This is a genomic window from Hungatella sp. SL.1.14 (genome assembly GCF_024460495.1).
GTDB lineage: Bacteria > Bacillota > Clostridia > Lachnospirales > Lachnospiraceae > Hungatella > Hungatella hathewayi.
Genome location: NZ_JANFYJ010000010.1, coordinates 1 through 19,137, shown reverse-complemented (window position 1 = coordinate 19,137; position 19,137 = coordinate 1). Strand labels below are relative to the sequence as shown.

The 19,137-nt window shown below is 43.7% G+C and carries 20 protein-coding genes; all 20 read left to right on the top strand.

From position 1 onward, the window contains the following. Nucleotides 1-3 precede the first annotated feature (3 nt). The 20 genes from NE473_RS12275 to NE473_RS12180 all read left to right on the top strand — a co-directional run bounded on the left by NE473_RS12275 (nt 4) and on the right by NE473_RS12180 (nt 18,736). Complete coding sequence (locus NE473_RS12275; RefSeq protein WP_007868716.1) at nt 4-711, top strand: hypothetical protein; 708 nt, start codon at nt 4-6, stop codon at nt 709-711. Beyond that, nucleotides 711-851, top strand: a complete 141-nt coding sequence (locus NE473_RS12270; protein ID WP_007868714.1) for a hypothetical protein — start codon at nt 711-713, stop codon at nt 849-851. The genes NE473_RS12275 and NE473_RS12270 overlap by 1 nt, the downstream gene beginning before the upstream one ends. 61 nt (nt 852-912) lie before the next feature. After that, nucleotides 913-1,314, top strand: coding sequence for a hypothetical protein (locus tag NE473_RS12265; RefSeq protein WP_007868712.1), 402 nt, complete (start codon nt 913-915; stop codon nt 1,312-1,314). Nucleotides 1,315-1,328: 14 nt separating this feature from the next. Then, entirely contained in the window at nt 1,329-1,871 is a 543-nt protein-coding gene (locus NE473_RS12260; RefSeq protein WP_007868710.1) for a hypothetical protein, read from the top strand. A 5-nt stretch (nt 1,872-1,876) separates the two neighbouring features. Further along, nucleotides 1,877-2,881 carry an N-acetylmuramoyl-L-alanine amidase gene (locus NE473_RS12255; protein ID WP_256265268.1) on the top strand — a complete coding sequence of 335 codons (1,005 nt, stop codon included), beginning with the start codon at nt 1,877-1,879 and terminating at the stop codon, nt 2,879-2,881. Nucleotides 2,882-2,893: 12 nt separating this feature from the next. Next, nucleotides 2,894-3,271, top strand: coding sequence for an HK97 gp10 family phage protein (locus NE473_RS12250; RefSeq protein ID WP_006780988.1), 378 nt, complete (start codon nt 2,894-2,896; stop codon nt 3,269-3,271). Then, entirely contained in the window at nt 3,268-9,780 is a 6,513-nt protein-coding gene (locus tag NE473_RS12245) for a tape measure protein (RefSeq protein ID WP_256265267.1), read from the top strand. Before NE473_RS12250 ends, NE473_RS12245 begins: the two co-directional genes overlap by 4 nt. Beyond that, nucleotides 9,777-10,691, top strand: a complete 915-nt coding sequence (locus NE473_RS12240) for a phage distal tail protein (protein WP_007868698.1) — start codon at nt 9,777-9,779, stop codon at nt 10,689-10,691. The genes NE473_RS12245 and NE473_RS12240 overlap by 4 nt, the downstream gene beginning before the upstream one ends. Nucleotides 10,692-10,693: 2 nt before the next feature. Next, nucleotides 10,694-11,764 carry a siphovirus ReqiPepy6 Gp37-like family protein gene (locus tag NE473_RS12235; protein WP_007868697.1) on the top strand — a complete coding sequence of 357 codons (1,071 nt, stop codon included), beginning with the start codon at nt 10,694-10,696 and terminating at the stop codon, nt 11,762-11,764. Between the two features lie 20 nt (nt 11,765-11,784). Continuing rightward, nucleotides 11,785-12,915, top strand: a complete 1,131-nt coding sequence (locus NE473_RS12230; protein WP_055649099.1) for a hypothetical protein — start codon at nt 11,785-11,787, stop codon at nt 12,913-12,915. 17 nt (nt 12,916-12,932) lie between these two features. Then, nucleotides 12,933-13,904, top strand: a complete 972-nt coding sequence (locus tag NE473_RS12225) for a hypothetical protein (RefSeq protein WP_256265266.1) — start codon at nt 12,933-12,935, stop codon at nt 13,902-13,904. Between the two features lie 100 nt (nt 13,905-14,004). After that, entirely contained in the window at nt 14,005-14,313 is a 309-nt protein-coding gene (locus NE473_RS12220; RefSeq protein WP_007868694.1) for a hypothetical protein, read from the top strand. Between the two features lie 15 nt (nt 14,314-14,328). Then, a complete protein-coding gene (locus tag NE473_RS12215; RefSeq protein WP_007868693.1) occupies nt 14,329-14,472 on the top strand; it encodes an XkdX family protein in 144 nt (47 codons plus the stop codon). 8 nt (nt 14,473-14,480) lie between these two features. Further along, complete coding sequence (locus NE473_RS12210) at nt 14,481-14,954, top strand: hypothetical protein (RefSeq protein ID WP_242866055.1); 474 nt, start codon at nt 14,481-14,483, stop codon at nt 14,952-14,954. A gap of 211 nt (nt 14,955-15,165) precedes the next feature. Then, nucleotides 15,166-16,362: a reverse transcriptase domain-containing protein gene (locus NE473_RS12205; RefSeq protein WP_055649101.1), complete on the top strand. Its 1,197-nt coding sequence runs from the start codon at nt 15,166-15,168 to the stop codon at nt 16,360-16,362. Between the two features lie 17 nt (nt 16,363-16,379). Further along, the gene (locus tag NE473_RS12200; RefSeq protein WP_055649102.1) at nt 16,380-16,703 is read left to right on the top strand and encodes a hypothetical protein; all 324 of its coding nucleotides are present in this window, start codon (nt 16,380-16,382) and stop codon (nt 16,701-16,703) included. 11 nt (nt 16,704-16,714) lie between these two features. Further along, nucleotides 16,715-17,011: a phage holin family protein gene (locus tag NE473_RS12195; RefSeq protein WP_055649103.1), complete on the top strand. Its 297-nt coding sequence runs from the start codon at nt 16,715-16,717 to the stop codon at nt 17,009-17,011. A gap of 60 nt (nt 17,012-17,071) precedes the next feature. Further along, nucleotides 17,072-17,653 carry a hypothetical protein gene (locus NE473_RS12190; protein ID WP_055649104.1) on the top strand — a complete coding sequence of 194 codons (582 nt, stop codon included), beginning with the start codon at nt 17,072-17,074 and terminating at the stop codon, nt 17,651-17,653. Between the two features lie 13 nt (nt 17,654-17,666). After that, nucleotides 17,667-17,918, top strand: a complete 252-nt coding sequence (locus NE473_RS12185) for a hypothetical protein (protein WP_055649105.1) — start codon at nt 17,667-17,669, stop codon at nt 17,916-17,918. Between the two features lie 311 nt (nt 17,919-18,229). Further along, nucleotides 18,230-18,736 (top strand): BglII/BstYI family type II restriction endonuclease, encoded by a 507-nt coding sequence (locus NE473_RS12180; protein ID WP_006774558.1) that lies wholly within the window; start codon nt 18,230-18,232, stop codon nt 18,734-18,736. The last annotated feature ends 401 nt before the right edge of the window (nt 18,737-19,137 follow it).

Sequence of the window (19,137 nt, the reverse complement as noted above, 5' to 3'; positions counted from 1 at the left end):
TCAATGAGTAAGCTTATTTGGGATAAAGTTGGGGAACGCCTCTACGAAACTGGTGTTGATCATGGTGTTCTCTACCCGATTCAGACTGGTGGACAGTATAACAAAGGTGTTGCTTGGAACGGTCTGAGCGCGGTGACAGAGAGCCCTTCCGGGGCGGAGCCCTCCCCGATCTATGCGGATAACATCAAGTATCTGAACCTGATGTCCGCAGAGGATTTCGGCGGAACGATTGAGGCTTATACTTCTCCGGATGAATTTGCGGAGTGTGACGGTTCCGTTGAAGTCGCTCCTGGTGTCTTTGCAGGCCAGCAGAGCAGGAAGCAGTTTGGACTTTCTTATCGCACTATTCTTGGCAATGATGTAGATTCCAATGACTATGGTTATAAGCTGCATCTTGTTTATAATTGCCTTGCCTCTGTTTCTGAGAAAGGCTATACCACTGTGAATGACAGCCCGGAGGCAATCGCTCTGTCCTGGGAATTCAGCACGACTCCGGCGGAGATTGCGAAGATAATCGATGGTAAGAAGCTGAAACCTACCGCAATCCTTACACTGGATTCTACTAAGATTGATGCGAAGAAGCTGGCAGCTCTGGAAGAAATCCTGTATGGTAAAGACCCGACTACTCCAGAGGGTAACGATGGCGTTGATCCCAGACTGCCGTTTCCTGATGAAGTGATTGAGCTTCTGGCTGCTGAAGACCTCCCTTAATGAGCCTTTCTGTTAAGCCTGAAGACGGAGAGGCTGTTTTATTTGGAAAAGCAGTGAATGAATTGCAGAGTGAGGTGGTTGTTGCTGATGATGAAGTGACAGGCACTCTGAAGTATGTCAATGGTTATGTTGAAGAATAACGTATAGGAAGCCTCGTATTCAATGTGCGGGGCTTCTTTTTATTTGAAAGGAGAAAAAATTATGCTGAAGAAAACCATTCCCTATATCGATCTGAATGGTGTCGAAAGAAAAGAGGATTTCTATTTCCACCTGTCAAAGCCGGAAATTGTCAAGATGCAGACAAGCGTGAAGGGTGGCTATGATGTACAGCTCAAGAGTATTGGCGCCGGTGCTGATGGCGGCCAGATTATGGAATTCTTTGAAGATCTCATTACGAAAGCTTACGGTGTCAAGAGTGAAGATGGCCGTCGCTTTATGAAGTCTGAGGAGATTTCCAGATCCTTTATGGAATCTCCTGCTTATGAGGTTCTCTTTGAGGAACTGGTTACGAATGACAAGGCAGCAGCAGACTTTGTGAATGCGGTGATGAACATCGGCAATTCTGCCACAGTTCCTGCAATCGCAGCAAACACTCAGAATTAAAGGAGAGGTGAGAGATGCTCCGAATCACAATACCATCCACGGAATTCTGGGAGGAGGTGAAGCAAGAGTTTGTTTACACAAAGGCTCAGACCTTGCAATTGGAGCATTCTCTTGTTTCTCTTTCAAAATGGGAATCGAGATGGAATAAGCCGTTTCTGACGAAGCAGGAAAAAACTTTGGAAGAAACCATCGATTATGTAAAATGTATGACTCTTACACAGAACGTGAACCCGGAAGTTTATAACTATCTGACGAACAGCAATATCAATGAGGTCAATCGGTATATTGCTCTTCCTATGACCGCCACCCGGTTTTTCGAGGAGAAAAAAACGCAGGGGAGCAGAGAGCAGATTACGGCAGAACTCGTTTATTACTGGATGATAGCTTTAAACATTCCATTTGAATGTCAGAAATGGCATCTCAATAAACTGTTCACTTTGATAAGAGTATGCGATGTGAAGAGCAGGCCGCCGAAGAAACATAGCCGCAGAGAAATTATGAAACGGAATGCGGCATTAAATGCGGCCCGCAAAAAGAAGTGGAATACGAAAGGGTGATTACTATGAGTAATAGCAGCTTGGTGAATTGTACAGTAAAAAGTCCAAACCATAGCGGAGCTAGGACGCATTCAATTGACCGGATCACTCCGCATTGTGTAGTCGGTCAGCTTTCAGCAGAATCTATTGGGGGCTGTTTTGACAGTAGTAACGTACAGGCTTCTTGCAACTATGGAATTGGTAGTGACGGACGTGTGGTTCTTTGCGTGGATGAGGCAAACAGAAGCTGGTGCTCTTCCAGTAACGCGAATGACCAGCGGGCTGTGACGATTGAGTGTGCCAGTGATATGACCGATCCGTATGCCATGACAAATGCGGTATATGAAAAGTTGGTTGCTCTGTGCGTTGATATCTGCCGGAGAAATGGTAAGACAAAACTCCTTTGGTTTGGCGACAAGGACAAATCTCTGAACTACAGTCCCAAATCAAACGAGATGATCCTTACGGTTCATCGGTGGTTTACCAACAAATCTTGTCCTGGGGATTGGCTGTATTCCAGGCTGGGGAATCTTGCAAATCGGGTAACTGCTCAGCTTGGCGGAAGTACGACTGACAGCGTCCAGAAAACCTACAAAACTGGACTTTACAAAGTCAACATCGGTGATTTGAATATTCGCAAAGGCCCTGGGACGAATTACGGAACCAATGGGATGATTACTGACCGAGGTACTTACACGATTACCGAAATTCAGAACGGTTACTGGGGTAGGTTGAAATCCGGAGCAGGATGGATCAGCGTTCATGAAGCTTACTGTACCTATAAAGGCGCAGCTTCTTCTGATTCTGGTGGATCAGTAGAGAAGCCTTCTGGAAATTTTCTGGTTCAGGTGGACATTTCCGATCTGTATATCCGTAAAGGTCCTGGAACGAATTACGGAACCAATGGTTTCTGTCCGAAAGGAGTCTACACCATCGTCGAGGTTAAAACCGGTGCTGGTTCTGATGCTGGATGGGGTAAGTTGAAATCCGGAGCAGGATGGATCTCACTGGATTACGCAACTCGAATTTAAAGAGGACGCACGATGATAAGTTTCAGACAAAAGGGTGACTTCTCCAAGTTGACACGCTTTCTGGAGAGAGCAAAAGAAGCGGTTCACATCGGAGACCTGGACAAGTTTGGTAAAGAGGGAGTAGCCGCCCTTGCGTCTGCAACACCAGTGGATTCTGGGGAGACGGCGAATTCCTGGTATTACGAAATTGAGAATCGAAAAGGTTCGGTTACAATTTCATTTCATAATTCGAATGTTCAAAATGGAGTTCCAATCGCTGTTATTTTGCAGTATGGACACGGAACTCGAAACGGCGGCTGGGTACAGGGGCGAGATTACATCAATCCTGCTATCCAGCCTATTTTTGACGAAATTGCAAATAACGCATGGAAGGAGGTTACTAAGCTATGAGTAAGACGATTGATGAAAGAGTCGTTGAAATGCGATTCGATAACAAACAGTTTGAGCAGAATGTTCAGACCAGTATATCTTCAATTGAAAAGCTCGAAAAAAGCTTAAACTTAAAAGGTGCCTCCAAAGGATTGGATGACGTTAATGCCGCAGCAAAAAATTGCAATATGACTCCGCTTTCCAATGCGGTCGAAACCGTAAAGATGCGGTTTTCGGCGTTGGAAGTCATGGCAGTTACGGCTCTGGCGAACATCACAAATTCAGCGTTAAATGCTGGTAAAAATATTGTTTCTGCACTGACAATCGATCCAATTAAGACTGGATTTCAGGAGTATGAAACACAGATCAATGCAGTTCAGACCATTCTTGCTAATACACAGAGCAAGGGGACAACCATTGACCAGGTAAATGCTGCTCTTGATGAGTTGAACAAATACGCTGATCAGACGATTTACAATTTTACGGAAATGACCCGTAACATTGGCACTTTCACAGCTGCCGGTGTTGACTTGGATAAATCAGTAACATCAATCAAAGGTATTGCCAACTTAGCAGCAGCTTCGGGTTCTAATGCTTATCAGGCCAGTACCGCTATGTATCAGCTTTCGCAGGCGATTGCAGCGGGCAAGGTTAGTTTGCAAGACTGGAATTCCGTTGTAAATGCGGGAATGGGCGGTCAGCTATTTCAAGACGCCTTAACTCGAACCGCAGAACATTTCGGAACCAACATGGATGCGATGATTGAACAGTATGGTTCATTCAGAGCTTCTCTGACCGAAGGTGGATGGCTGACAACAGAGGTGTTGACCGAAACTCTGACACAGTTGTCTGGAGCTTACTCAGAAGCAGATCTTATCGCTCAGGGATATACCGAAGAACAAGCTAAAGAGATTACAAAACTGGCTCAGACAGCATTGGATGCAGCTACCAAGGTAAAGACATTCACGCAGTTATGGGACACCCTGAAAGAATCGGTTCAGTCTGGTTGGACTCAGAGTTGGGAAATCATCATTGGTGATTTCGAAGAGGCAAAAGAACTTTTAACTGAGGTTAGCAACGCCCTTGGCAACATGGTAAATGCTTCTGCCGAAGCGAGAAATAAGATGTTGCAGGATTGGAAAGATCTTGGCGGACGAACTGCGTTGATTGAAGCGGTAAGGAATGCTTTCGAGGGTGTTTTAAGCATTATAAAGCCAGTTAAAGAAGCGTTTAGAGAAGTCTTTCCGCCGATGACCGGAGAACAGCTTTACAATCTCACTGTAGGATTACAGGAACTTACCGAAAAATTCAAAATGGGCGAAGAAACAGCGAATAACCTGAAGAGAACATTCAAAGGGGTATTCGCTTTATTTGATATTGGACTTCAAGGTGTCAAAGCGCTTGTTGGTGGATTTGCAGATCTGATTGGTTATGTGGCTCCGGCCGGAGATGGAATTCTCGGGTTTACGGCCAGCATTGGAGATTTCATTGTTAGTATCGATGAAGCTATTAAATCGTCCGATGCCTTTAACAAAGCTATCGAAGGAATCGGGAATTTCCTGAAACCAATTGCGGATGGAATAAAGACTTTTGTAAAAACAGTTGCCGATGCGTTCAGCGAGTTTGCGAATGTTGATACCAGTGGTCTCGATAATTTTGCGGATAAGGTACAGACTCGGTTTGAACCGTTTGTAAAATTAGGCGAACTGGTAAAGAAGGCATTTGAAGGAATTATTGGGATTGTCGAGAAGGCAGCGCCTGTTTTATTGAAGCTGGGTTCCATTGTCGCAAATGCGTTTGGAAACCTTGGGGAAGCAATTCTCACAGCATTTGATACCGCAAGTTTTGACCCAATTTTGGATTTAATCAATACCGGATTGTTTTCTGCAATTCTAATCGGGGTGAAAAAGTTTATTGACTCTCTATCGGAAATCACCGAAAACGGCGGCGGAATTCTTGGTTCATTCAAAGATATTTTGGATGGAGTTAAGGGGAGTCTTGAAGCATGGCAGTCAAGTCTGAAAGCTGGCACTCTTCTGAAGATTGCCGGAGCTATGGCAATCCTGACCGCAGCGATTGTGGCGTTATCCCTGGTTGATTCCGAAAAGCTGAATGCGTCCTTGGGAGCTTTGAGTGTTCTGTTCGTCGAACTGCTTGGTTCAATGGCCATCTTTGAAAAGATAATGAACGGAGCGGCAATCAAAGGAATGGGACAGTTGACCATTGCGATGATTGGGATGTCTACCGCTGTTCTTATTCTTGCAGGCGCAGTTCAGAAATTATCCGGTTTGGATTGGGATGAGCTTCTGAAAGGATTGGTTGGCGTTGCCGGGTTATCCGCTATTCTGGTAGCATCTGCGACAGCTCTTTCCAAAACATCGAAGGGGTTGATAAAAGGTTCTGCTGGTTTAGTAGTATTTGCAGCAGCGATTCGAGTGCTTGTAGGAGCAGTTGAAGATTTGGGAGCGTTGGATGTAGGCTCTTTGGCGAAAGGTCTGATTGGAGTCGGCGTTCTTTGCACCGAACTGGCGTTGTTCCTGAAAGCTACGGATTTGGATGGGATGGGTGTTCTGAAAGGAACTGGTTTGGTTCTTCTTGCGGCGTCCATCAATATTCTGGCGAATGCGGTTGGAGCATTTGGTGCTTTGGATATTTCCACTCTTTTGAAGGGATTATCTGCGGTTGCGGTGGTTCTTACCGAACTGGCGGTATTCACCAAAGTGACAGCCAATGCGAAGCATGTGATTTCTACCGCTACAGCAATGACAATTCTTGGGGCGGCTATGCTCGTGTTTGGGGAAGCAGTGGAAAAGATGGGGAACTTGACATGGGGGGAGATTGGACGAGGTCTTACCACAATGGCTGGTTCTATGGCTGCTGTAACGGTTGCGATGAATCTACTTCCAAAAGGAATGATGTCGAAAGCGACTGGAATGGTGGAGGTCGGTGCAGCATTACTCATTATTGGCGAAGCAGTTCGAAATATGGGCGGAATGTCTTGGGATGAAATTGCCAGAGGACTGGTAACCCTTGCAGGTTCCATGACCATTCTTGTTGTGGCACTCAACGCAATGAAAACTGCACTTCCGGGTGCGGCAGCGGTTCTTACCGTGTCCTCTGCATTGGCGATATTTACCCCGGTTCTCAAGTCATTGGGGAATATGTCTTGGGAGAGCATCGCCAAAGGGTTGGTGGCACTGGCCGGCTCTTTCACCGTTCTCGGTGTTGCAGGAGTGGCATTAGGACCATTGACTCCGGCTATTTTAGGACTTTCAGCCGCTATTGCCGTATTGGGAGTAGGATGTCTGGCCGCAGGTGCTGGTATTCTCGCATTTTCCACTGGACTTTCTGCTCTGGCAGTATCCGGAGCAGCGGGAGCGGCATCCCTTGTAGTGGCGGTATCCAGTATTCTCAGTCTGATTCCATTGCTGTTTGAAGCGATAGGCGAAGGAATCCTTTCTCTCGCAGGAGTAATTGCAAATGGGGGACCGGCTATTGCCGAGGCATTTACAGTATTGGTACTTGCAGCAGTTGAGGCTTTGGTTACGGCTGTTCCAGCAGTCGTGGACGGACTATTTGTCTTGGTTGACAGTGTGCTTTCGGCTCTGGTTGAGCATACGCCGATCATCGTAGAGCAGTTATTCGATATTCTGATCGGAATTATCCAGGCTATCACGACAAAATTGCCAGAACTGATTGTAGCCGGTGTGGAGCTGCTGATGGCTTTCTTTGATGGCGTAATCGATGCTTTGAGTGGTATTGACGTAAATGTACTCATCAAAGGAATCGCTGGAATTGGTTTGCTTTCAGCAATCATGCTTGCTCTTAGTGCAGTGGCATCGTTGGTACCAGGAGCCATGCTTGGCGTTCTCGGGATGGGAGCAGTCATTGCAGAGTTGGCATTGGTTCTGGCGGCTGTCGGTGCCTTGGCTCAGATTCCGGGATTGGAATGGCTTATCGGTGAGGGCGGAAATCTATTGCAGGGAATTGGTACGGCTATCGGTCAATTTGTTGGCGGAATTGTCGGCGGTTTCATGTCTGGAGTTTCAAGTCAATTCCCTCAAATTGGTTCAGATCTTTCTGCGTTTATGACGAATGTGCAGCCATTTATCGAAGGTGCTACACAGCTTAATCCTTCTATGCTGGATGGCGTAAAAGCATTGGCAGAAACAATTCTTATTCTGACCGCTGCCGATATTTTGAACGGATTGACTTCCTGGATTACAGGAGGATCTTCTCTGAGCGACTTTGCTACTCAACTCGTTCCATTTGGTGAAGCGATGCGAGATTTCTCTATTGCCATTGCTGGTATGGACGGGGAATTGGTGGCAAATGCGGCTACGGCGGGAAGGACACTTGCGGAGATGGTGGCAACCCTTCCGAATTCCGGAGGAGTCATCGGCTTCTTTACGGGTGAGAACGATATGAGTGCTTTCGGCGCCCAGCTTATTCCATTTGGCGAAGCAATGATGGGGTTTGCAAATGCCGTAAGAGGACTAGATGCAGATACCGTAACGAATGCTGCTACCGCAGGAAAGGCTATGGCTGAAATGGCAACCACAATTCCGAATTCTGGAGGCGTGGTAGGTTTCTTTGCTGGCGAAAATGATATGGATGCGTTTGGCGAGCAGCTTGTACCGTTCGGCGAGGCGATGATGCTGTTCTCTCAGGCGGTAAGAGGTTTGGATGCGAATGTAATCGTGGAATCTGCTACTGCGGGAAAGGCTTTAATCGAATTGGCAAATACTGTTCCCAACAGTGGCGGTGTCGTGGGCTTCTTTACCGGAGAGAACGACATGGACACGTTCGGGGAGAAGTTGGTGCCATTTGGCAGAGCGATGAAATCCTACTCTGATGCGATTGCGGGCATTGATGTGGAGGCCGTTACGAACTCCGCAACGGCTGGCAAAGCAGTGGTTGAGTTGGCGAATACGTTACCGAATACAGGTGGATTGGTGAGTTGGTTTACCGGAGACAATGATATTGCTGCTTTTGGCACAAGTTTGGTCTCCTTTGGTAAGAGCTTCGCACAATATTCCGACTATATGAAAGATGTGGATGCGAACATCGTTACCACTACAACTAATGCTGCTACATCCATTGTTGAGCTTCAGAAAAGTCTTCCAAAAGAAGGCGGATGGTTCTCCGATGATATGACACTTTCCAGCTTCGGTAGCGATATGGCTTCGTTCGGTTCTCATTTCAGTAATTATTACAACAGCATCAGTGGTATTGATACGACGTTGTTGTCCGGAGTGATTACCCAGACAAACCGGCTTGTCAGTATGGCAAATGGGATGGTTGGTCTGGATACAAGCGGTATGACTTCCTTCAGCTCTGCGTTGACAACGCTTGGCGAAACCGGTGTAACCGGATTTATCAATGCATTCAATAATGCAGAATCGAAAGTAACAGCCGCAGCTTCAAGTATGTTGTCATCCTTCATCAATGGCGCAAATGCGAAGAAATCCGAACTGACAACGACATTCACTACGCTGGTTCAGGCTGTGCTGACGGCAATCAATGGGAAACAGGGAGAGTTCCAAACCAGTGGCTCTACACTTATGGTTAAGTTTATCGCCGGTGTACGGTCTCAGGATAGTTCTTCCAGAACAACCTTTACCAATATCGTTAGCGGTTGTTTGACTGCAATACGAAATAAGTACGGGGAATTTACGTCAACTGGAACCCAGACGATGGTGAAGCTTATTGCCGGCGTCAGATCGCAGGACAGTAGTGCGAGGCTGGCGTTTACAAACATTATCAGCGCTTGTCTTACGGTGATTAAAAATAAATATGCGGAGTTTACCTCGACTGGTAGAGAGTGCATGGTTAAGTTTATCGCCGGTGTGAGAAGCAAAGATAGTGAACTCCGAACAGCTTTTACAACTACGCTGAGTGGCTCTGTAACTGCCATCAAAGACTATTATAGTCAGTTCAAATCTGCCGGTTCATACTTGGTCGATGGTTTCTGTGATGGTATCAGCGAAAATACCTGGAAAGCAGAAGCAAAAGCAAGAGCTATGGCAGCCGCAGCCGCTGAAGCAGCGGAAGACGAATTGGACGAGCATTCTCCTTCTAAACGCTTTTATGGAATCGGTAACTTTGCAGGAGTCGGCTTCATAAATGCGTTGATTGACAATGTTTCCAAGGCTGGAAAGGCTGGACGGGAAATTGCCAGATCTTCTATCGATGGACTGAATGACATCATTTCCAAGATTGCAGACTATGTAGATGCAGACATGGATGTTCAGCCCACCATTCGACCGGTTCTTGACCTATCCGCTGTAGAAGCAGGGACCGGAAGGCTGAATACTTTGTTTAGCAGAAATCAGGCATTATCTGTCAGCACTGGGATGAATGATCGTGTTTCTGAAATGGAAGTTCAAAATGGAGAAAGTTCTCCTACGGGAAATACCTATCAATTCACGCAAAATAATTATTCGCCTAAAGCTCTGTCGAGAATTGATATTTATCGGCAGACAAAGAATCAATTTTCGGCGATGAAAGGGCTGGTGGGTAACACATGATTAGAGCAGTAACTGTAACTAATTACTTGGGCGAATCAAAAAGATTTGAATTAGCGTTCCCGGAGGAATCCGGGTTCGCTGTTCAATCTATCAGCGGATTGGGACCGAGCAAGGCAGATATTAACACGACCGAAATCTCTACGAATGACGGATCGCTGTATAACTCGGCAAGAGTAAATTCCAGAAATATCGTTATGTCTCTGAAACTGATGTTTAATCCTCAGATTGAAGACACAAGACATGACTCCTACAAATACTTTCCGATAAAGAAGAAAGTAACACTTCTCATAGAGACTGATAATCGTATTTGTGAGACTTATGGTTATGTGGAATCAAATGAACCAGATATTTTCAGCAGCGATGAGACGACGCAGATTTCAATCGTGTGTCCTGATCCTTATTTTTATTCTGCTGGTCCGGATGGAACTAATACCACTATCTTCTATGGAGTGGAACCTCTGTTTGAGTTCGCTTTTTCGAATGAATCTTTAACCGAGTCCTTGATTGAATTTGGCGAGATTAAGAATGAAACCGAGCAGACGGTATATTACTCCGGTGATGCCGAGATCGGGGTTGTGATTACCATCCATGCCATTGGAAATGTGAGAAACATCACGATTTACAATACCGGGACGAGAGAGGTAATGCGTATTGATACTGATAAATTAAAGCAGCTAACTGGTTCTGGAATGGTTGCTGGCGATGAAATCATTATCTCAACAATCAAAGGGGATAAATCAATCACGCTTCTTCGAAACGGTATCTACACTAATATTTTAAACTGCCTTGACAAAGATTCCGATTGGTTTCAGCTATCAAAAGGCGATAATATTTTCGCTTATGTGGTTGAAGAAGGAACAACCAACGTGCAGTTTAAGATTGAAAACAGAACGGCGTTTGAGGGGGCATAGTTATGGAATTGATTGTTCTGGATACTTCTCTGAAAATGCTTTCTGTGCTTGATACCTTTGAGTCATTGATATGGACGGAGCGGTTTTCCGCCTATGGAGATTTTGAGGTATATACAAGCATCAACGATTCTGTTCTTGAAATCCTGAAAGATGACTACTATCTCTGGCTGAAAGAATCTGACCAGACTATGATTGTCGAGGATAGAAAGATCGAGTCTGATGCTGAAAACGGAAACCACTTCACGGTCACTGGAAGGTCATTGGAATCCATTCTGGAACGCCGCATCATTTGGAAGCAAACGATTCTGAGCGGAAACTTTCAAAATGGAATCAAAAAGCTGCTGGATGAGAACATCATCAATCCTTCTGATGCTTCCCGAAAGGTGGAAGGACTGATATTCGAGGCTTCTACAGACCCAGCGATTACTGGACTGACGGTAGACGCGCAGTTTACCGGAGACAATCTGTATGATGCTATAAAAAAGCTATGCGATTCTAAGAATATTGGTTTCCGAATCAAACTATCTGATGATAACAAATTCGTCTTTAAACTCTACGCCGGCACAGACCGTTCCTACGATCAGTTTACTAATCCCTATGTCATTTTCTCTCCTAAATTTGAGAATGTGATCAATACCAATTATCTGGAATCAAAGAAAACTTTGAAAACAGTCACTTTGGTTGCCGGAGAGGGAGAGGGGGCTGATCGGAGAACTACGACCGTGGCTTGCTCGTCCGGAGCTGGAACAGGTTTGAAGCGACGGGAACTTTACACAGATGCCAGAGATGTTTCTTCGACCGTAGATAACGAAACTCTGACAGATGCTGAGTATAAAGCGCAGCTTTCCCAAAGAGGTTTGGAGAACTTGGCAGAGAATGTTTTAACTAAATCTTTCGAAGGAAAGGTTGAAACAACGAGGATGTACCGATATGGAGAGGATTTCTTCTTAGGAGATATGGTACAGATTGTGAATGAATACGGAATTGAGGGGAAAGCTCGGGTAACGGAATTCATTCGCTCTCAAAGCAAAGAAGGACTCGACTCGTATCCGACATTCGTTACCGTAGAATAGCAGGAAAGGGGTGAAGAAAAATGAGTGTCACTTATGGGTTCTATAACTCAAAGAATAAAGATCGGAGATACGATGCCATTCAAATGTCAAGCATTTTTGACGGGATCATACGTGACGGCATTTTGCAGCATGTTGGGACTGCTATGATGGTGAAAGAGTCTACTGGCATGATGGTGAATGTCGGAATTGGTCGAGCTTGGTTTAATCATACATGGACGTTGAATGACGCCTTGCTTCCTTTGACTGTACCACAATCGGAAGTTATTCTAAATCGGATTGATGTGGTTGTTTTGGAAGTAGATGCTCGTGAATCTGTTCGTGCAAATGCGATTAAAATCATCAAAGGTACGCCAGCTACTAATCCAGCGAAACCAACAATGATTAGCACGACCGACCGTTGGCAGTATCCATTGGCCTATATTCGGGTAAATTCTGGCGTTACATCCATCCGTCAGGCGAATATCACCAATGCTGTTGGTACATCGGAGTGTCCGTTCGTAACAGCTCCACTGGAGAAAATGTCCATTGACGCCTTGGTTGCTCAGTGGAAAGACCAGTGGGATGCATTTTATGAAAAAGAGACATCTGATATGGAAGCGACAAATGCTTTCTGGAAAGACCAGTGGTCAAAATGGTTCAGCACCCAGACGGAAGAAATCCAGAAATCTTATCTGGCATGGGAAAAACAATGGAACGACTGGTATGCTGCTCAAACGGCAGATATGCAGGAAACAAGTGCTTACTGGAAACAGTTATGGGCGACCTGGTTTAACGAGTACACAAACAATAATACATCTGAAATGGCTGCATGGAGAGAAAATGCTCAGGCATTGTTTGATGAGTGGTTCCAGCAGTTGAAGGATACTCTTTCGAAGGATGTAGAAGCAAATCTGGCAAACCAGATATTAGAGTTACAAAAAAGGACATCGATTCTTGAAGAAATTGTAGAGGGGATTCGGACGGAATTCACCGTATACAACAATCTTTATGACAATGGATACGAGAATTACGATAATCTTCTCGATTCATCAGAAGGAACTATCATTGATAGTAACGTGGACCCGATTGTGGCGCGTGCATATTCCAGCTCCTTAATTCTGGATAGCAACGGACAGCCAATTGATGGCCGCGTTATTTTTTGTATTAGGTAAAAGGAGGACATATCGAGATGAAAATTACGGATTATCAGAAGGTCCAGACACTAGATGAAAGCAACATCGTCTTGATTGATGGTAACAATGGAACCAAAACAATTATGGTGACTGATTTTATTAAATCCTTGATTGGGCTTACCAGTTCTCAGGATTTCATTTCCGGCGTCAATCTGTCGGAACTTACGCAAATCAATACGTTGTCTGCGGATGATAAGTTATTGATTGGCACCGCAGCAGGGAACAAAGCGATTGGTGCGGACGATGCACTCTTTGCAATTCTGGACGCTTTTGTTCCGAAGGAGCAGCGCCGCATGATTTACAGAGGAAAAAATCTGGGGAGCGTTATTACAGACGACCAGAAGGCAAATATCAAGAACGGAACCTTCAAAGGATTTTTCCTTGGAGATTACTGGTCTATCGGCAGCTATACATGGAGAATCGTAGATTTTGATTACTGGTATAATTGCGGCGATACGGCTTTCACCACGCCCCATCTGGTTATCATGCCGGATAAACCTCTTTACAACGCACAGATGAATGAGACGAACATCACAACCGGCGGCTATGTTGGTTCTAAAATGTACACCAAGAATCTGGCGCAGGCGAAAACGTTGGCGGCGAGTGCCTTTGGTGACTTGATTCTCACCCACCGTGAATATCTGACAAACGCCGTTTCGAATGGATATCCTTCGGCTGGTGCTTGGTTTGATTCTACGCTGGAACTTCCGAATGAAATTATGATGTACGGAAGCCTTGTCTTTACTCCGGCAGGAGATGGTACGGTCGTTGTGAACCGTTATACGATCGGAAAGACGCAGCTTGCTTTGTTTACGGTGGTTCCGAAGATGATCTCAAATCGTGCAACGTTCTGGCTCAGAGATATCGTTTCTTCGGCTGATTTCGCTGATGTGGACGCCGGTGGCCTTGCGGGCTGCACCGGCGCTTCGTACTCTCTTGGGGTTCGTCCGGTCTTCGCTATTGGTTAGTCTGAATCCAGGGGCCCTGTGCCCCCACGAAAACCGTACACAGGTGACAACAATCTGTGCTATAAAAAAAGAAAAATCTAAATGAAAGGTGTGAATCAAAATGGAGGATAAGATTTATAAGATTACTCTGTCCGATGAAACTGTTCTTGATAATTTGAGGTTGAACGGTAATAACTTTATATCTTCATCGGAAATCAATGAGTCCGTTTTTGACGGAAATTGTTCGATCGTAACAATCAACGATGGAGAAAAGGATGAAGTTCACATGAACATGGAACTTGTCCAGATTACCAAGGTCAATGACAAGTATTGGTTTGTCTTGCGGGAGGTTCCAGAAACAGAGCTGGCCTTTGTTAAAATGCAGTCAGATATCGAATATGTTGCCATGATGTCTGAAATCGAACTATAAAAGGAGGAAACAGTTATGGAACATAGCAAGAATTACGACAAGGTAAAACGCTACTACAATTTGGGTATGTGGAATGAAGTACGGGTTCGGAATGCAGTGAAAAAGAACTGGATTACGGAAGAAGAATTCAAAGAGATCACAGACAAGGATTATGCATGAGTGTTCTTGTGAGTGATCGGACTGAATCTAAATTCGAAGCAATTACATATTCCATCGAATTACATGATATGTTGATTGATTTCATGCAGCGTAGTTTCGGAGTGAAAGACTTGGATCAGCTTGTCCGAGTAAGATATGCTCACGGAAAGGATGCGACAGAAGATTTTTCAAGGTATAGATATTTGATGCTGAACTACAAAAATCGTATTGATCAGTTGGCTTCTATGCTGACCAGTAATGTTCGAGCAGCAAACTCTATCTATCCAACTACGCTACACGAGTATGAACAAAGAAGAGATTATCAGAATACAGCCATAGTAAACTGCGAGCAGCTTTTAAAAGAGCTGCAACGAATCGTTGAGATATTCGAAGTGGACGTTAATCTCTACAGTCGTTATGTTAAAGCTATCGACCGAGAAATCGGATTGATAAAGAAGTGGCGTCAACGAGATAACCGAATCAAGTCACAGTTAAGAGGGTAATGTCTAATTTATGCGTCGTTTCTTCGGCTAATTTCGCTAATGTGAACAACAATGGCAATACGAACTACAACAACGCTTCGAACTCTAATGGAGTTCGTCCGGATTCTCTGCCTAACCAACAGAGAAGGAGACATTGTCCTTTCCGAACGGATAAATAGCAAAGCCGGACGCAATTTACTACGGTAAGTATTGCTATCACGGTGAATGATTTATGAACTATGAGGAGATTATCTGTGACGCCAACAACTTGTATAGGGCTTACAAGGTTTCTGTCAAAACCAGCAAATGGAAGGAGACTACCCAGAAATTCATGCTGAATTTTCTTCGGTATATCTTTTCCATTCAAGATGATCTGATGAATCGGACCCTTCAAAATGGACCGACACAGGAATTCACGTTGTTTGAGAGAGGCCGAGTAAGACCTATTACAAGTATTCAAATTCGGGATCGCATTATTAGGCACGTCTTATGCGATGAAGTCTTGCTTCCGGAAGTGAAGAAGCATATTATCTACGATAATTGCGCCTCGATTAAAGGAAGAGGTATCTCCCACCAGCGGGACAGGTTCGAAGTTCATCTTCGTAAATACTATCGGTTGTATGGAAATGAAGGATGGATATTGTTCGGAGATTTTTCCAAATTTTATGACAATATCATTCACGAGATTGCCAAACGGGAACTCTTAAAGCTGTTTGATGACGATGAATTTATTGACTGGCTGCTGACACAGATTTTCGATGGATTCAAAATTGATGTTTCTTATATGACGGATGAGGAATACGCCAACTGTATATCCGATACCTTCAATAAGCTGGAGTATAGGAATATTCCAGAATCCAAGCTGACGGGCGAAAAATGGATGGAGAAATCGGTAAATATCGGCGACCAGCTATCACAAGTCATTGGGATTTATTATCCGTATCGGATTGATAATTACGTCAAGTATGTAAGAAGCCAGAAGTTCTACGGAAGATACATGGACGACTGGTACATCATGAATCCGAGCAAAGAAGAACTGATTGATTTGCTTGATAATATTCATCGGATTGCAGAAGAGTACGGAATTCATATCAATAAGAAGAAAACTCGAATTGTGAAGATTTCCAGCACTTATAAATTTCTGCAAATAAAATATAGACTAACAGATTCCGGAAGGGTAATCAAACGAATCAACCCAAAGCGGGTTACTACGATGCGAAGAAAGCTCAAGAAACTCGCTGGCAAAGTGAAGAATGGGGAGATTTCGTATGAAAACGTAGAGAATATGTTTCGAGGCTGGATGGGAGGCTTCTATAAGCTTTTGTCTAAAGAACAACGGAAAAATTTAATAGGTCTCTTTGAGAATTTATTTGAAAAGTCGATTAAGATTGTCGATAAGCGAATGATTATAACCGATAAAATCGAATAGACATGGAGGATGCTGGAATGGAACCATGGTTTCAAATGGCGGCGACGATTGTATGTGCAGTCGTCGCTTCTTCTGGTTTTTGGGCATATATCCAGAAGAAAAGTGAGAAAAAAGATGTGAGGACGCAGATGTTGATCGGTCTTGCCCACGATAGAATTATCTATCTGGGAATGTCCTACATCGAACGGGGATGGATCACGCAGGATGAATATGAAAATTTGCATGATTATCTCTATAAACCTTATGAAGAGATGGGTGGAAATGGCTCAGCTAAGAAAGTCATGCAGGAGATCAATAAATTGCCCATTCACAAATCAACCTATATTCAAGAAAATCAGTAGGAGGAATTAAAATGATGGAACAGATTATGAACTATGTGCAGCCTGAGTTAATCGTTGTAGCGATTGTTCTGTATTTCTGCGGCATGGGCCTGAAGCAGACACAGGCAATCAAGGACAAGTATATTCCATTGATTCTCGGTGCCGGCGGCATCGTTCTTTGCGGGATTTGGGTTATGGCTACTTGTCCCTTAGGGAGCGGTCAGGAGATTGCATTGGCTATATTTACCGCAATTGTTCAGGGAATTTTAATGGCTGGCCTCAGTACCTATGTAAATCAGATTATTAAACAGGCAAATAAAAATGAGTAACAACGAGGAGTTGCGGTAAACTGCTCTCTTTTTTTATTTTCAAAGAAAGGATGGAGAATATTGACTATCAATAAAGTAATCTACGGTGGACGGACGTTGATCGACCTGACTGGAGATACCGTAACCGCTGATAAGATTCTTTCCGGTTTTACCGCCCATGACAAAGGGGGTGAGTCGATTACAGGTACTTGTGAGTTTGATGTAGACTCATCCGATGCAACGGCTGCTGTTGCTGAAATCCTTCAGGGGAAGACGGCGTATGTACGAGGTCAGAAACTGACGGGAACCATGAAGAATAACGGAGCTGTGACAGGTACAATTTCTTCAAAGGATGAAGAGTACACCATTCCGCAGGGACATCACGATGGTTCTGGTAAAGTTGGGATTTCGGCAGCAGAAAAAGAGAAAATCATTCCGGATAATATTCGAGAGGGTATTACTCTGCTTGGTGTAGAAGGTTCTATGTCAGGTACGGAAGATGCCAAACCACAGGCAAAGACAGTTACACCTTCTACAAAGGAGCAGACAGTGCTTCCGGATTCTGAGGAAGGATATAACTACTTATCGCAGGTTACAGTCAAAGCAATCCCATATAACGAAAGCGAGAATCCCGCTGGAGGTACTACGGTAACTATCGGCTAGGAGGGAGGCTTAAATGGCTACAAATAAAGTTGTTTACAGCGGTAGGACCCTCATAGACCTGACCGATGATACTATAACAGAGGAAGCTTTGCTAAGAGGTTATACGGCTCATAAAGCGGACGGGACGCAGATTGTGGGAACAGCATTTGCCGATTATCCGGAGCGATATTCGTTTCTTGACCCTCTTCAGGATTCAAATGGAGAAAAGATCCTTGATAATTCGAATAATGTACTACAGGGTGAAACGGTGTATAAAAAGGTGTAGAAATGTCGTTTACTTCTTGAATATTCCTATACTTTTGATAAAAGAATGGCTAAAAATCAAGGTTTCCTGTTTCTATTGAGGAAGCGGCGAAGGCTGGAAAGTTCTAAATAATTGCATATATAGTATTTTAATACCGCACTAGCCATTTATGGTTAGTGCGGTGTTTGATACAGGGGATTTCTTTAATTTTCACAGTTGGTGAAACTTTTTAAATTCTGTGCTATACTATTACAAAGAAGACAACTGAATAATTTTATATAGCGGAAATTACAATAAGTGTTGGTATATATTATTTAATTAGGGGGGAAAAGATGAGTGTTAGATTAGTTAAATATTCTTATAGATTCGCAGAACAAGTATTCAATGGTAGACTGAATTTAAAAACTGAAATGGAAGAAGTTATTTTAGAAGCCTGTAAAGATCTAACAATATTGAGCAGACCTAATTTAAATAAAATACTTGATGAATTATTTGTTGCTAAAGGCTGGCAACGTCAGGCTCCTGTATTTTCAAGTGAAGAAGCTGCGTATGCAAAAATGGATTTTTTAAAGGATAGAATTGGTGTTGAAGTACAATTTGGGCATGCCTCATTTATTGGAATTGATTTATTGAAAATGCAGATTGCTTCATATTCAAATTTAGACAATATAGATTTTGGTGTATATATAGTTACAACTAATAAAATGCAAAAATACTTAAAAAGTAATTATAGGTTAAAGTGGGACGGAAGTTTATCTTATGAAAAAGTAATTAAGTATTTACCACATATAAAAAGTGCAATTCAAGTACCTATTTACGTTATTGGAATTGATATCTAAAATGAATTCTATATAGCTGTGAACTTCTATCAGTAATGCACAATTGCACACTCATAGTGCACAAACACCCCACCCCTGGTAAACCAGCCTTTCATCGTTTCAATTGAGGAAGCGGCGAAGACTGGGAAGTTCTAAGTAAAGTCAGATAAAGCAGATAACAAACTATTGATATTTTTACTTTTGGCATAGGATAGTGTTAACAGAGAAATGAAACTATGTGTATTGCGGCAAAAAGAGTTCCCCCAGAAAGCGGTATTTTTCTGAGGGATTTTTTACTTTCTAGGAAACTTCGCAAATCGGCCAAGATAGTGTATAATGGACTTGAAATAAAAAATCACATAACAAAAGAGCGAATGTAGTGATTCGCCACGACGTTGATTATGTAGTTTTTTGTTTTTGGT

Excerpts from the sequence above, each read along its gene's own strand:
- NE473_RS12275 (WP_007868716.1), top strand. The coding sequence starts at position 4 with ATGAGTAAGCTTATTTGGGATAAAGTTGGGGAACGCCTCTACGAAACT.
- NE473_RS12270 (WP_007868714.1), top strand. The coding sequence starts at position 711 with ATGAGCCTTTCTGTTAAGCCTGAAGACGGAGAGGCTGTTTTATTTGGA.
- NE473_RS12265 (WP_007868712.1), top strand. The coding sequence starts at position 913 with ATGCTGAAGAAAACCATTCCCTATATCGATCTGAATGGTGTCGAAAGA.
- NE473_RS12260 (WP_007868710.1), top strand. The coding sequence starts at position 1,329 with ATGCTCCGAATCACAATACCATCCACGGAATTCTGGGAGGAGGTGAAG.
- NE473_RS12255 (WP_256265268.1), top strand. The coding sequence starts at position 1,877 with ATGAGTAATAGCAGCTTGGTGAATTGTACAGTAAAAAGTCCAAACCAT.
- NE473_RS12250 (WP_006780988.1), top strand. The coding sequence starts at position 2,894 with ATGATAAGTTTCAGACAAAAGGGTGACTTCTCCAAGTTGACACGCTTT.
- NE473_RS12245 (WP_256265267.1), top strand. The coding sequence starts at position 3,268 with ATGAGTAAGACGATTGATGAAAGAGTCGTTGAAATGCGATTCGATAAC.
- NE473_RS12240 (WP_007868698.1), top strand. The coding sequence starts at position 9,777 with ATGATTAGAGCAGTAACTGTAACTAATTACTTGGGCGAATCAAAAAGA.
- NE473_RS12235 (WP_007868697.1), top strand. The coding sequence starts at position 10,694 with ATGGAATTGATTGTTCTGGATACTTCTCTGAAAATGCTTTCTGTGCTT.
- NE473_RS12230 (WP_055649099.1), top strand. The coding sequence starts at position 11,785 with ATGAGTGTCACTTATGGGTTCTATAACTCAAAGAATAAAGATCGGAGA.
- NE473_RS12225 (WP_256265266.1), top strand. The coding sequence starts at position 12,933 with ATGAAAATTACGGATTATCAGAAGGTCCAGACACTAGATGAAAGCAAC.
- NE473_RS12220 (WP_007868694.1), top strand. The coding sequence starts at position 14,005 with ATGGAGGATAAGATTTATAAGATTACTCTGTCCGATGAAACTGTTCTT.
- NE473_RS12215 (WP_007868693.1), top strand. The coding sequence starts at position 14,329 with ATGGAACATAGCAAGAATTACGACAAGGTAAAACGCTACTACAATTTG.
- NE473_RS12205 (WP_055649101.1), top strand. The coding sequence starts at position 15,166 with ATGAACTATGAGGAGATTATCTGTGACGCCAACAACTTGTATAGGGCT.
- NE473_RS12200 (WP_055649102.1), top strand. The coding sequence starts at position 16,380 with ATGGAACCATGGTTTCAAATGGCGGCGACGATTGTATGTGCAGTCGTC.
- NE473_RS12195 (WP_055649103.1), top strand. The coding sequence starts at position 16,715 with ATGATGGAACAGATTATGAACTATGTGCAGCCTGAGTTAATCGTTGTA.
- NE473_RS12185 (WP_055649105.1), top strand. The coding sequence starts at position 17,667 with ATGGCTACAAATAAAGTTGTTTACAGCGGTAGGACCCTCATAGACCTG.
- NE473_RS12180 (WP_006774558.1), top strand. The coding sequence starts at position 18,230 with ATGAGTGTTAGATTAGTTAAATATTCTTATAGATTCGCAGAACAAGTA.